The sequence below is a fragment of the Gemmatimonadetes bacterium SCN 70-22 genome, from assembly GCA_001724275.1.
In the GTDB taxonomy this organism is placed as follows: Bacteria; Gemmatimonadota; Gemmatimonadetes; order Gemmatimonadales; family Gemmatimonadaceae; genus SCN-70-22.
Genome location: MEDZ01000009.1, coordinates 143562 through 157877, shown reverse-complemented (window position 1 = coordinate 157877; position 14316 = coordinate 143562). Strand labels below are relative to the sequence as shown.

Below are 14316 nucleotides of genomic sequence, written 5' to 3'. Positions count from 1 at the left end.
GGGGCGCCGCCAGGCGATGGATTGGTGCAGTCGTCACGGTGTCGGTCCGGGGTATGGGTGCATGGGATGGAAGGGCCTCGGGTGGGAGTGCCGGCGAGATGGTCAGCGGCTCCAGCGCGCGCTCCACGCCTCGGGGCGGTCGCGCAGGTACTTGTCGAACCAGTCGAGCATCGCGCCGTCGCGTCCCCTCTCGACCGAAGGACGGGAGTTGATCCCGTGGTTCTCGCCCGCCACGCGCACCAGCTCCACCTCGCGCCCCAGCATGCGCAGCGCGGTGAACATCTGCTCCGACTCGGTCGGGACGACGTTGGTGTCGCCGGTGCCGTGCATGAGCAGGAGCGGCGAACGCACCTGGTCGGCGGCAAAGAGCGGGGAACGATCGACGAACACGTCCTTCCGGTTCCACGGGTAGCACCCGGGGCACGTCCCGTCGGTGTAGCTGTAGCCGGAGTTCCCCGCCCCCCAGTAGTTGGCGATGTTCGAGATCCCGGCCAGCGAGATCCCGGTACGGAACAGGGTGGTGCGCGTGTGCAGGTGCATCGTCATGAAGCCGCCGTACGAGTGGCCGAAATTCCCCACCCGGGCGGCGTCCACGAAGCGGTGCTGTTGCAGGAACTGCTGCGTCCCCTCGATGATGTCGCTGGCGGCGGGAAACCCCCAGTCGTTGGCGTGATGGTTGGAGAACGCCTGCCCGTAGCCCGGGGCCCCGGCGGGGTTCGTCATCAGCACCACGTAGCCGTTGGCCGCGAACCAGAGGAGCCGCGCCTCGAACTCCTTCTTCATGGGGAGCGTCCCGCCGTAGTAGTGCACGATCATCGGGTAGCGCGCCGTGGAGTCGAAGGCCGGCGGGAGCCAGTACCATCCCTCGATCTCCTCGCCGCGCGAGTTGCGGAACGACCACGGACGCCAGGTCGGGAGGGCGAGTGGCGCGACGGCGTCGGCGTTAGGCGCGGCGAGCGTCATCGCGCGCCCCGTCGCCAGGTCGATCCGCTGCAGCGCCGGGGGCGTCACCGGCCCCTCCACCGCCGCCACGACCGTCCCCGCGGCCACGTCGAACGCCGACATGGTCTCGCCGGGAAGCGGGACGAGCTCCAGCGTGGTCTTCGCCACCGACGACGGCACCGGTGCCTTCGTCCTGGCCAGGAGCGTCCGCGCCCCCGCGTCCACCGGGACGAGGATCCGCCCGTCCCGCGCGCTCCACACCACCTCCGAGCACCCCAGCCCTGCCCCTACCGACGGGACGAATCCTTCGCTGAGGTGCACGAGCGCCGGGCGTTCGAGCGACGTCGCGTACAGCTCGTTCTCGTACACGCTGAACGACGGGTCCTCGCGCTCCACGAGCTCCTTGGCACTGGCGCAGAAGGCGAGCGCCTTCGAGTCGGGCGACCAGGCCAGGGTCGCCGGGGCACTGAAGGCCTCGCGCGTGAGGTCGAGGAGGCGTCGCGTGGCCAGCGTCGCGACGTCGAGCGTCCACAGCTCGGCGCGCAGCCACGGGCGCCCGGCATTCGTGTTCACCGAGCGCGTGAAGGCGATGGTGCGGCCGTCGGGGGAGAGCGCCGCTCCCGCCACGCCGACCGCCGAGTCCCCCACCAGCGTCGTCCGGATTCCCTGCGAGGCGCTCACGGCGTACAGCTGCGTGCGGTAGGGGGAGTCGTCGCCGCGCTGCCACACCTCGGTGAGGCGCGTCATCTCGCCCGGCGTCGGCGGGGCGGACGCCGCCGGGCGCTCCGTCCCGAGGTAGTAGATCCACTCGCCGTCGGGCGACCATCCCACGAGACGTGTCATCGGCTCGCCGCGCAGGAGCTGCGTGGCCGACATGGTCGTGGCGTCCCAGAGCCAGAGGTCGCGGCCGGGCGTGTCGGGGCGATCGGCGGCGGTGAGCACGGCCAGCCGCCGGCCGTCGCGCGACCACGCCGGCGAGGTGGGGGAGCCGCTGCGCAGCTCGGCCAGCACGCGGCCGCTCGCCACCTCGCGCACTTCCATCCAGCCGTTGGCGCGATCCGCCGCGAGGTCGCGCGCACGCATCGACACGGCGACGCGGGTGGCCGTGGGATCGAGGGCCACGCCGGCGATGGACGCCATGGCGTGGAGTTCGCGCCAGCTCGGGGCGTGGCGCGGGTCGAGCGATGCCGCGAGCGATCCGCCAGGCGCAACCGGCGTCAGCGCCAGGGCCAGCGCCTCCGCCCCCGCCGAGCGCGCCACGCGCTCCACCATGACGACGTGTGTGCCGCGCGCCAGCGTCACCTGCGCCCCGGTCACCCGTGCGCCGTCGATCCAGACCCGTGGCAGCTCGGCGCTTCCCGCGGGCGTGCCCAGCGTCACCCGCTGCCAGCGGTCGCTGGTGACGTACGCCACCGCATAGGCCAGCGTCCCGCGCGCCAGCGCGGCATTGCCCGCCGTCCAGCGCAGCGGCGCACCCGCCGGGAGCGGCACGCTGCGCCCCTCCGACGGCCACCCCGCATCGGGGCGCAGCCGCAGCGCGCCAAGCGCCGCGGAATCGGAGGTGGCGCTGGCGAAGGGGAGCGTGGCCGGGACGGGCCCCAGCACCAGCCACCGGTCGACCGTGACCTGCGCCCCGGCGTCGCCAGCCGCAATCCCCAGCAGCGACACCGCCACGAAGGCGCCGCACGCGCGCCGCGCCCGACGCCCCCGGCGTTCCCAACGAACCATCCACATGGACTTCACCATTGCAGCTGAGGAGTGCGGTGCCAGGCCAACGGAAACCCCGGGGAACACCGCGCCCCCCGGGGCTCCTCTCGTCTTCTCGTCTTCTACTGTGCTACCACGGCGCCCGGAACGGCTTCCAGAACGGGAAGCCGTCGTCCCAGTCATCCCAGGCCGGCGCGTTCGGGGGGCGTGCCCCGCCGTCGGCCGGCTGCTTGATCTCGTAGTTGTCCGGCGGCACCTGCCCCAGCAGGTGCTCGACGAAGTAGTCCCAGCGACGGCGGATGAAGTAGGGCTCGTTCAGCCCGTGGTTCCGGTTCGGCGCCCACACCATGTCGAACGACTTGTTGGCCTTGATCAGCTCGTCGACCACCTGCACGGTCATCGCCGGATGCACGTTGTCGTCCATGTCGCCGTGCATCAGCATGAGCTTCCCCTGCAGGTTCTTCGCCATCGTCTTGTTGGCCGACGTCTCGAAGTTGTCCGTCTTGCGGAGCGTGTCCTTCTTCATCAGCCCCTGGTACTTCTCGGCCCAGTAGATGTTGTAGCTGCGGTTGTCGTGGTTCCCGGCGCCGCTCACGGCGACCTTGAAGAACTCGGGGAAGCGCAGCATGGCATCGGTGGAGGCGAAGCCGCCGCCCGAGTGACCGAAGATCCCGACCTTGTCGGTGTCGATGAACCCGTAGCGCGCCCCCAGCTGCTTGATGGCGGTGATGTGGTCGGGGAGGCCGTTGTCGCCGAAGAAGCCGTAGTAGTTGTCGTGGAACACCTTGGAGCGGAGCGGCGTCCCCAGGTGATCGAGCTGGATGACGACGAAGCCCAGCTCCGCCAGGGAGAACGGCTCACCGCCGTTCTTGAAGTCCCACCGCCCCACCGACCCGACCTGCGGCCCGGGGTAGATATGGGTGATGATCGGGTACTTCTTCGTGGAATCGATGTTGGGCGGGAGGTAGAGCAGCCCATAGATGTCGGTCACGCCATCGCGGGCCTTCACGCTGAACACCTGTGCCGGGCGCCAGCCGACCTCCTTCAGCCGCGAGACGTCCGCCTCCTCGAGCTTCCGGATCACCGCGCCCGTCGCCGCGCTGCGCAGCACGGTCACCGGCGGCGCCTCGACGCGCGAGTACGTGTCGACGAAGTACTTCCCGCTGGGGCTGAACGAGACAACGTGGTGTCCGTCCTCGGGCGTGAGCAGCGTGACGTTGCCGCCATCGTAGCTCGTGCGGTAGAGCTTCGGGTAGTAGAGGAATCCATCGCGTCCCCGCGCCGTGAAGTACACCTGGCGCGCGGTCTCGTCGACGTATGCGATCTGCCCCACCTGCCAGGCGCCCGACGTCAGCTGCGCCTTGGGCTCCGGCGCCAGCGACATGCCGCCGTTGCCGTTGGTCGAGGCGACGCTGGCGACCCCTGCCCCGTCGAAGCGATAGAGGTGCCCCCACCCGTCGCGTTCCGACCACCAGAAGGCGTCCTTCAGGTCCTTGGTGACGTAGAAGGAGCCAGGGTCCTGCGGGTTGGAGATCTCGACGTAGGTCTTCCCGGTGTCACGGGCAATGACGCGGGTGGCGCCAGTGGCCGCATCGACTTCGGCGAGGTAGGCCGCCTTGGAGCCGCGCATCAGCCACGAGACGTGGACCTTCTGCGAGTTCTCGGCCCACGCCGAGTCGCGCACCGACCCGCCGATCGAGAGGTTGTTGGGGCGCACCGGGAGCTGCGCGACGACGTTCGCCTTGCTCGCGACGTCGACGACGTGGATGCGCGGGTACGGGACCGCGGTGTCGCCGGGGAGGGCGTACGGCTGGGAGTAGTGCTTGGGGCGCTGTGGCGTGTACGAGATGTAGTGCATGTGCTCCACGTACCGCTCGTCCTGGCGCATCACCGCGATCCGCTTCCCGTCGGGTGACCAGCGGAGGTTGGGACGCTGCGGCTGCGGGCGCTGCAGCTGGCTGGGGCGCGGCATGGTGATGCCGTAGCTGTTGTACGCCACGCCGTCCGTCGTCAGCTGCACCGAGTCGCGCTTGGTGGCCCGGTTGCGGATCCACAGGTTGTGGTTGGAGATGAACGCCTCGAGCGACTTGTCGGGCGACGCCACGAAGGGAACGTCGCTGGGGAGCGTGTCACCCGCCACGCACCGGTAGGTGGCGATGTTGCAGGTGAAGCGCTTGCGCACCGCGTTGAACTCGATCTCCGACTCGTTGACGCCGTCGTTGCCGAAGCGGAAGGTCTGGAAGGGGAGCTTGTTCCCCTCGAAGGCGGTGTCGGCGGCGGCCGTCATGGCCTGCGCCAGCTTCACGTGATCGAAGAGGAGGCGGCGCGCATTGGCCACCGGGTCCACCAGGACGAACTCGGCGCCCGTGGCGGTCTTGTTCCGGTACCAGAAGCGGTTGCCGTCCTTCATCCACTGCGGCTGCACCTGGTCGCCGCTCACGAGGCGGTCGGTGTTCCAGTTGAGGAGCTGCTCGGCGCGCGAATAGGTGACCTGCGCCGCCAGGGGCCCGGCAGCCAGCAGGAGGGCCGGCGCGACGAGGCGGAGGACGCGTGATGTCATGAGGGAGAGACTCCAGATGAGGGCAAAGGCGTTACGCGGAGCGGCAGGGCTCCGTTGTTCGGCACCCGTGGCGGCCATGGGCCGCGCTCAGGGCACGACGCGCAGCGTCGCGCGCATGCCGGGCTGGTTGTACTTGCACTGGTAGGCGTGCACCCCGGGGACGGTCGCCACCCAGATGTAGGATTGCGTACTCTGCAGGTCGCCCGAGTCGTTCCAGGGGCCGCCGGTGACCGTGTGCACCTTGATGCCCACGTTGTACCAGCAGACGATCGTCCCCAGCTTGACCACGGTCTCGCCGTTCTCGGCGCCGTCGGGCTGCAACTGGTAGAAGTCGTCGCCGCAGTAGATCTCGACCTGGTTCTGGTTGAAGGTGCCGCGCTGGATGCGCACCGCGAGCGTGGTGACCTTCCCCGCCTGCACCGTGAACTTGATGGGGTGCTGGTACGGCTCCGGGACGATCGCCTGCCCCGCCGCCTGGAAACGGATCTGGTAGTCGCCGGGAGGGAGGTCCTTGTAGCGGAACCTCCCGGCCCCGTCGGGGGTCACGGTGATCCCCACGTGCTGCCCGCTCGGGTACATGAGGATGAGGGTGCCGAAGTTGGCCTGTGGCGTCCCCTGCACGTCGGTCACGACGCCCTCCACCAGCCCGGCGGTTGCCGGCGGGGCGGTCGCGTCACCCTGGCCGCCGCACCCGTCCACGGCCAGCGACAGGACGCCGACCGCGAACCCCATCACGCGCACGAATTCCCTGCGCGTGTATCCGTCGCGCGCGGCGCCGTCCCCCCGCGCCGCGCCCTGCTCGTCAGATGCAAACATCGCCGGCATCCTTCCCGCCGCGAGGGCGGGGCGTGCGACGGGGGGCGGGGCGTTGCGCCCCGCCCCCCGTCCTGTATCCACCGCCGCTCAGGAAATCTTCGGGCAGGTGGCCTCGCCTTCCTTCATGCTCGGATTGGCCAGGATCTCGTTGCGCGACAGCGGAAGCATCGTCGCGCGGTTCGTGCCGAGCTCCGCCCCCACCAGGTTGAACCGGTGCAGGTCGTACGCCCGCTGCCCCTCGACGAACAGGACCGCCATGCGCTCGTTCAGCAGCGCCTTCTGCGCGTCGGCGGCGTTGGCGGGCACCGGAATCGGCGCGAGGCCGACCGCCGTACGCTCGACGTTGAGCTTGGCCGCCATGTTCGCGAAGTCGCCCTTCCGCATGTAGACCTCGGCGGCGATCAGGTTCATCTCCTTCGAGCTGACCATCGGCTGGTCGGCGCCGCGATCGCTGTACTTGGTGATGCCGTAGTACGCGAAGCGGTTGTTCACCCCCAGCTCCCCTTCCTTGCGCGTCACCGCCATGCGCGGATCGGGCTTGGTGGGGTCGTACCAGTCGGCCAGGTAGCCGGTGGTGTAGCCGGCGTTGTTGAACGTCCCGAGCACCCGGTTGTGGTACTTGCGGCGCAGCCCACCCGAGCGGTTGCGATTCTGGTGGAACTGGTTGCCGGTCCAGCTCTGCTGCACGCCGGCCGCCTCGGCGTAGATCGCGTCCTTGTGGAAGCCCGCAGGGATCGCCAGCGCGTCGGCGAGCGCCGCATCGTAGTTGCCGGCGAACAGGTTGGCGCGCGCGCGGCTGGCCTGGATGACCGGGACCCACTTGGCCTTGTCGGCCGCGGGGAGTCCGTTGGCCAGCGCCAGCGCCGCCGTCAGCTTCGTCACCGCCTGCGGGAAGAAGGCGGTGTTGGGCGAGCGCGGCCCACCCTGCGTGAGCGGCCCCTCGCAGAACGACATCCCGAGGAAGAGGTCGGCGAAACCGTCCACCCACGACACCTGCGTGAGGAGCGGGCTGGTGTTCGCGGCATTCCCGAGCACGGTCTTGATCCGCTCGGCGGCGCTCTGCGCGGCGTACCGGGCGCGAAGCACGTTGTCCTGGGTCCCGGAGAAGGAGCCCGTGGTGGCCCAATCGCCACGCACGCGTCCCTCCGAGATGTCTTCCCAGTCGATCCACGTCGAGGTGGACTCGACCTCGTCGCCGAGGAGCGACGTCATGACGATGACGTCGTCGACGGACTGCTGCAGCGACCCTTCGGCGCCATCAGCGACGTTCTTGATGATGACGGGGTCGTTCAGGTCCTCGTTGCCGAAGGCCTGCGGGTCCTCGACGTCGAAGACCCCGCTGCACCCCGCCGCGAGGAGCACGGCGGCCGCCACGCGACCAAACTGTCTGAAGCGATTCATCGGTGTCATGGCTTAGAACCTCGTGCGAATCTGGAGTCGGAACTGGCGGGGCGCCGGCTGCGCGAGGAAGCCGCTGTTGATCGTGTACGAATCCGCGCCAGCCCAGTTCATGTTCGGGTCGACGCAGTTGCAGTCATCCCACCACATCAGGTTCTGCCCGGCCAGCGAAACGCTCGTGCGCCCGGTCTTGAACATCGAGCTGATGTTCGCCGGCACCTGCCACGTGAGCGAGAGCTCGCGGAGGCGGACGTTGTCACGCTTGTCGTAGTGCGACAGGATGCTCGACCACTGGTAGATCGAGTCGGCCTTGAAGGTGCGCTCGCCGTTGGGGCCCAGCGCCGAGAGGTACTCGTCGGAGCCGCCCTGCCGGATGCGATACGGACGGTCGCCGTTGCTGAACCAGGCGCCCTTCTCCATCGAGATGAGGCCGTACAGCGAGAACGAGCCCCAGCGGATCGTGTTCGACCACGAGCCGTTGAAGGTCGGGAGCGGCGGGCCGAAGTACTCCTGCGACGCGGTGCGCGTGGTGGTCGGGCACCCCCAGCTCTGCATCGGCTGGCCGGCGCACGTGGTGCCGGTGGTGACGACGCTGAAGCCGTTCGGCTTCTGCCCCCACACGCCCTGCACCGGATAGCCCACGCGGATCGCCGTCCCCGGGAGCGTGACGCCGCCCAGGTCGAGGACGTTGTTCTTGTTGCCGTCGACGTTGATGCCGGTCGACCAGTCGAAGCGGGCGCGCGAGACGACGAGGTACTTCACCGACGCCTCCCACCCCTTGTTCTCGAGCGCGCCGATGTTCACGCGCTGCGCCTGGCTGAAGCCCTGCGACGGCGCGAAGGCGCGGCTCACGATGGCATCGGTCGTCTTGGAGTAGTACTGCGACGCCTCGATCCCGACGCGGTCCTCCCACAGCCCGATCTCGAAGCCGAACTCGCGCTCGGTCGTCAGCTCGGGCTTGAGGTCCTTGTTGCCCGGGTTGAGCGGGACGATGCCGGGGACATTCTCGTACACCGGCTGCGCGCCGTAGCTCGTGAACGAATCGAACGGCCCGGGCATCTTGCCGGCCTGGCCAACGGCGCCGCGGACGCGGAAGGCGCTGAACGCCTTGGGCAGGAGTCCCTCGTGCTTCGAGAGGTCGTACGACAGGTCGGCCTTGGGATACTTCTGGAAGCCGTAGTCGGCGCCGAACGCCGAGTTGCCGTCCATGCGGAGGCCGAGCGTCACGAAGAGGCGATCGTTCCAGGCAAAGCGGTTCTGCGCCAGGATGCCGAGGTTGATGGTCTCGGTGAACGCCTCGCCACCGCTGGTGACGGCCGCAGCCGCAACGGTCGAGACACCGGGGCCCGGGAAGGTGTTGCCGACGGCGATGTTGAGCCGCTGCGACTCCCAGAAGCCCTGGCCGCCGAACGAGAAGTTCGACTCGATGTCGAAGGGGAGCTTGTAGTTCAGCGTCCCGAGGTAGTCGACCGTCGTCGTGCGATAGGTGCGGACGCCGATGTTGCGCTGCCCGTTGGTCACCCCCGCCGGACCGAAGGCGCCGGCGTACGGGAAGAAGCGGGACTTCTGCTCGTTCACGGCATCGGTCCCGAAGATGAGGCGATGCGTGAAGTTGGGGTTGAAGGCGTACGAGAGCGTCACGCCACCGGTCCAGCGGTCGGCGTCGCTCTTGGTCTCCATGGTCTGGATGTCCTTCACCGGGACCCACGCCTCACCGTACGGACGGTCCTTCGTGGCGGTGCGCGGGTTGCCGTTGATGGCGTTGCCGAGGAGGGCGGTCCAGTTGTTCCCGGCCTGCAGCTCGTTGATGATGTTGCGCGTGTACGACGAGCGCACCTCGACCGTCCACTTGTCGGTCGGGACGAAGGTCACGTTGGCGCGCAGGTTGGCCTTGCTCTGGTCGTTGGGCTGGATGGAGCCCTCTTCCTTGGAGCCCAACGCCGAGACGAAGTAGGTGGAGCGAGTCGTCCCGCCCTGCCCGCTGACGTCGATGGAGTTGAACGGCCCGTTCTTGATGAGGTTGTTGGCATCCTGGGCCCGCGTGCCATCCGGCCCGGTGAAGCGGGGGAAGGTCTTGGTCGGGAGGTTCTCGCGCAGGCGGTTGAAGCCGGTGCCGAGCCCGAGGTTCCACTGGGTCCGCCCCTCACCGCGCCCCTTCTTGGTGAAGATCTGGATGACGCCGTTGGTCGCCTCGGAGCCGTACAGCGTGGCCGCGGCCGCACCCTTGAGGACCTCGACGCGCTCGATGTCGTTCGGGTTGAGGTCGCTCAGGCGATCGGCCGAGTTGCCGCCCGAGAACGAGCAGCACGCGGTCGACGCCATGCCGGTGGCGGTCGTCCACTCGGTGCCGCGCGAGTCGACGCGCACGCCGTCGATGTAGATGACGGGGCGCTGGTTCAGCGAGAAGGAGGCGATGCCGCGGATGCGCAGATCCTGCGACCCGCCGACGCCACCGCCCACGCCCACCGACCGCACGCCGGTGACCTTGTTGGCCAGCACCGACGAGAAGTTGGTGACCGGCATGATTTCCTGCTGGGCGGCCACGTCCATCGTGCCGAGCGAGGCGCCGATCTTGCGCTTCTCCACCGCGCCCCCCGTCCCGGTCACCACGACCTGCTGCAGCTCCACGGCGGAGGCGGCGAGGGCGAAGTCGAGGCGCGTCGTGTCATTCGCGGCGATGGTCGCCGGCTGGGCCTCCGGGCGGAAGCCGATGCGCGTGACGCGCACGGTGCGCGCCCCGGCCGGGATGCCGCGGAGGAAGTAGCGTCCGGCGTCGTCGGTGTTGGCGCCAAGCGCCGCTTCGCCGACGATCTGGATGCGGGCGCCGCTGATCGGCGCGCCGGACGCGCGATCGGTGACGGTGCCGACCAGCATGCCGGTGGCGTCCTGCGCCGTGGCGGTCACCGGCAGCAGCAACGCCGCCAGCGCCACCAGCCATCTGGTGGTCCTGCGATTTCCTGGAGAACGAGTGGTGGGCATGAAGCCTCCTGTCTTGGGTGCGTCGTGCGGGAGGGCGAGCAGCTCAGGGCGGGACACGGTCACCAACGGGCGGCCGGGGCGGGGAATCCCATACCGCATTCGACCGTGCATTGAGCTTTGCATACAATCGCGGATCGCGCAGCGTAGGTCAATCCAGCCCGGGATAGTTCGCATATCCAACGGGACGAGACGCGACACGCGAGTGTGACGCGGTGAGTCGCCGCTCACCCGGCCACGGGGCTACCTTGCAATCCAGTCCCGAACCCACTCGTCGCATGCTGCCGTCGCTCGCTTCACTCGATCGATCGTTCCTCGGCAACCCGATCGCCGACTGGGTCACCGCCGGCGCCATCGCGGTCGCGATTGGTCTGCTGCTGTACACCGTCAGGCACGTCATCGGCCGCCGCCTCGCCACCCTGGCCAATCGCACCGCCACCCAACTCGACGACGTCGCCTCCGACCTGCTCGGGCGCACCCGCTACTACTTCATCCTCGCCCTCTCCCTGCGTGCCGGATCGCACGCACTCGTCCTTACGCCCTTCGCCCGCGAAGTGCTGGACGACCTCACCAGCATCGCGATCCTCCTCCAGTTCGCGGTCTGGGGGAGCGCGCTCATCAATTTCTGGCTCGCGAAGTGGTCGCGCGGGCGCAATGGGGGCGAAAGCTCGACCTCGGCGACGATCAATGCCATCGGCGTCCTCGCGCGAGGCGTGCTCTGGTCGTTCGTCGCCCTCATCGCGCTCAAGAACGTCTGGAACTTCGACATCGCGGCCCTGGTCACCGGCCTGGGGATCGGCGGTATCGCCATCGCCCTCGCCGTCCAGAACATCCTCGGCGACGTCTTCGCCGCCCTCTCGATCGTCCTCGACAAGCCCTTCGAGATCGGCGATACCATCGCCGTCGACACCGCCGTCGGGACCGTCGAACACATCGGGCTCAAGACGACCCGCATCCGCGCCCTTGGCGGCGAACAGGTCATCTTCTCCAACGCCGACCTGCTGAAGTCGCGCGTCCGCAACCTCAAGCGGATGGCGGAGCGGCGCATCGTCTTCACCATCGGGATCACCTACGACACCCCGCCGGAAAAGGTCGAGCAGGTCCCCACCATCATCCGGTCGATCATCGAGGCGATGGAGCACACGCGATTCGACCGTGCGCACTTCGCCCGCTTCATGGACTCGTCGCTCGAGTTCGAAGTGGTCTACTACATGACCACCAACGACTACCTGACGTTCATGGATACGCAGCAGAAGGTGAACCTCGCGCTGCTGCGACGCTTCAACGCCGAGCGGATCGAGTTCGCCTTCCCCACGCGCACCATCATCCACACGTCGGCCGATGGAGCGGCGGTGTCGGGCGAGGCGCGTGGCGCGGGAGGGGCGGCCGCCGGTTAGCGGTCGTCGCCCGGGAGGGGCGGCCGCCGGTTAGCGGCCGTCGCCCGGGAGGGGCGGCCGCCGGTTAGCGGCCGTCGCCCGGGAGCTCCCGGCTACTCGCCCGCGGCGCAGTGCGCCCACGCGGCGCGCCGCTCGGCACGCTCGGCGAAATCGAGCCCGGCCCGCCCGTCGTCGGGACGCGCGGCGCGCCAGAGGATCGCGTCGCGCACCTCGCGCACGACCGAGTCGCGCGTGGCCGGATTCCAGGGGGCCCCGCCTAACGCGCGGAACCGCCAGGCAGCCCCGGGGACCGTGCGCGCGTAGTCGCCCCAGCGCTGGACGAGGCCGTTCGCGCGCGCCTCGGCGGCAATGCGCATCGCATCCTGCACGGCGGCAGTGCGTCCGCGGAGCGATGGCGCATCCAGCAGGCACTGCCACCCCTCGGCCGCCTCCGGCGACTCGCGCAGCGCCCGTAACGTCGCCGACACCGCGCCGAACCCGGTCGGAGCACCGGCGCTGATGTCCATGCGCGACAGCGGCGCGACCAAGGTGCGGCGCACGGCGTCGCCGACCCCGAGGCGCCGCCCGCTTCCGTACGTCGTGTCGTACCACGCAACGACCGATGCGTCGACCGTCGCGATCTCACGCAGCGCGTCGAGCGTGGCGTCGCCCTCGATCGCCCCCCCGTGCGGAGCCGCAGCCGATGCGTATCCGGTGATGGATGCGTCCTGAACGGCGCTCAGGTAGCCGTTCGAGCGCCCCCGGTGCGCCAGCGCGGCGGCGACGAACCAGTCCACGCCGCGCGCGAACGCCTCGGTGGGGCGATCGGCCTGTACCGACGACGCCAGCGACTCGCGCCTGGGGCGCGCCGCACTGGCAAGGCGGCGCACGGTGACCGAGAGCTGGTCACTGTACTGCCTGACGGAGCGATCGGTCCGGTATCCGCCGCGCACGCCGTAGCGTCGGCGGGCCGCCTGCCAGTCCAGGTCGTGCGCAAGCTCGTGCGCCATCGCTCCCGCACTGGTGGCGAGGGGGAAGTAGACCGTACGCGTCGCGGGGTCGTGGAGGGCGAGGGCACGATCGGCCAGCGGCGACTCGCCGAAGCGCACGTTCAGGCCGCGCAGGTCGAGCGAGGGAAAGACGGTGGCGAGGTCGGTCACCACCTCGCTCAGCATCCGCGTGTAATAGGGGCGCCAGGCCGTTGGCACCCGGTCATCGAAGGAGAGCGAGGCCAGCCCCAGGCGTCCCTGCAGCTCGAGAGCCGCCGGGCCGTCATCGCCAGGAAGCCAGGCCCGTTCCTGCGCATAGGCCCGCATCGCGACGGAGGCGGCGAGGGTGGCAAGCGCCGCCTCGGTCGACGGTCCGACGACACCCCGCAGCCGCGCCAACTCGGCGACGAGCGACTCCTCCGTGCGGGCGCGGGCCACGAACTGCGACCGCGCGTTCCCCCCCTCCGAGGCGACCTTAGCGCCGGCCACGTACGAGGCGTAGCCCCCCATCGTGACCGTGACAGGGGCCTGCGGCGGCGCGGCACGACGGGCCACCAGCTCCGACGCCACGCGCCCCGCCTCGCCCCCCAACGAGCGCACGGTCGCAGCCGGTACCGGCTGCTGCTCCAGCGAGTCGAGACGACGGGCGAGCTGCGGAAGGAGACGAACTGCCGCCGCCTCCTCCTCGACATGCGGAGGATCGACGAGTGGGCGCTCGACGGAGAAGCGCCGCGCCGCTCGCCAGAGCGGCACCAAGTCCACCGGGTCGAGACGCTGGCGGCGTGACTCCGCCAGGAGCGCCGCCACGTCACGCATGGCCAGGGCCCGGTCGCGCGCCTGGGCAATTGCCCCAAGCGCCACCGACGATGCGCGGTGCGATACCGCGCCGCTCGCCGTCCCCACCGAGTACGCGAGACGCAGCCCGAGCTCCGCCGCTCGCGGAGAATCCGACTCCTCGGTCACCGATTCCATGAATTGCCGGTGCGCGAGCCCGCTCCCATCGCCGGGGCGACGGGCGACGAGGTCGAGCGCCTCGGCGGGGGTCGCATACGTCGCCCCCACACTCGTTCGCGCCAGGATCGCCTCCGCCAGCGGACGGCGCATCGGCTCGGGGACGAGGGGGTCGCGGAGGGCGTAGTCGATGAGCCGGAACGGACTCCCGACGCCGAGCCGCAATCGCTCGAGGTACAGCGCCGCCATGACCGACCCCGCCGGCATCTCGCGCGCGGGCTGGCGAGCCAGCGCCCGTTCCAGCGAATCGCCCCATCGGGCGCCTGACGAGAACTCGCGCGCGATGTCGGGACGCGCTCGCGGGTGCGGCGCGCGCACGACGACGAGAGCACCTGCGCCCAGGGCGAGCGCGGTACCGGCGATCGCGATCGCCACCCGTGGTCTCGAGCGAAGCCCGGTCCGAATCATCGCCGCGTCCATCCTCCGGATACTGCGCCGCCCCCGCCGTCGTCGTTCACGCAGCGGGAGTCACCCCCTCAATCTAAACGGACCGCCCCAATCCGCCGGGGGTCACGACGCGCGCGGTGGCGGTGGTAGCTAG

Annotated in this window: 7 protein-coding genes; 1 reads left to right on the top strand and 6 read right to left on the bottom strand. The window is 69.8% G+C overall.

All coding sequences use genetic code 11. The features are described 5' to 3' along the window. Positions 1–102: 102 nt before the first annotated feature. The 5 genes from ABS52_06790 to ABS52_06770 all read right to left on the bottom strand — a co-directional run bounded on the left by ABS52_06790 (position 103) and on the right by ABS52_06770 (position 10354). A complete protein-coding gene (locus ABS52_06790) occupies positions 103–2688 on the bottom strand; it encodes a hypothetical protein (GenBank protein ID ODT04080.1) in 2586 nt (861 codons plus the stop codon). A gap of 91 nt (positions 2689–2779) precedes the next feature. Further along, on the bottom strand, positions 2780–5209 hold the full coding sequence (locus tag ABS52_06785) for a hypothetical protein (protein ID ODT04079.1): 2430 nt from the start codon (positions 5207–5209) through the stop codon (positions 2780–2782). An 87-nt stretch (positions 5210–5296) separates the two neighbouring features. After that, on the bottom strand, positions 5297–6025 hold the full coding sequence (locus ABS52_06780; protein ID ODT04078.1) for a hypothetical protein: 729 nt from the start codon (positions 6023–6025) through the stop codon (positions 5297–5299). An 87-nt stretch (positions 6026–6112) separates the two neighbouring features. Beyond that, on the bottom strand, positions 6113–7426 hold the full coding sequence (locus ABS52_06775; GenBank protein ODT04077.1) for a hypothetical protein: 1314 nt from the start codon (positions 7424–7426) through the stop codon (positions 6113–6115). 12 nt (positions 7427–7438) lie between these two features. Continuing rightward, complete coding sequence (locus ABS52_06770) at positions 7439–10354, bottom strand: hypothetical protein (protein ID ODT04076.1); 2916 nt, start codon at positions 10352–10354, stop codon at positions 7439–7441. Between the two features lie 323 nt (positions 10355–10677). Here ABS52_06770 and ABS52_06765 point away from each other — a divergent pair, with 323 nt between their 5' ends. Next, positions 10678–11796: a hypothetical protein gene (locus ABS52_06765; protein ODT04075.1), complete on the top strand. Its 1119-nt coding sequence runs from the start codon at positions 10678–10680 to the stop codon at positions 11794–11796. Between the two features lie 92 nt (positions 11797–11888). Here the strand turns inward: ABS52_06765 and ABS52_06760 are convergent, their stop codons facing one another. Continuing rightward, positions 11889–14150, bottom strand: coding sequence for a hypothetical protein (locus ABS52_06760; protein ODT04074.1), 2262 nt, complete (start codon positions 14148–14150; stop codon positions 11889–11891). Positions 14151–14316: the final 166 nt, after the last annotated feature.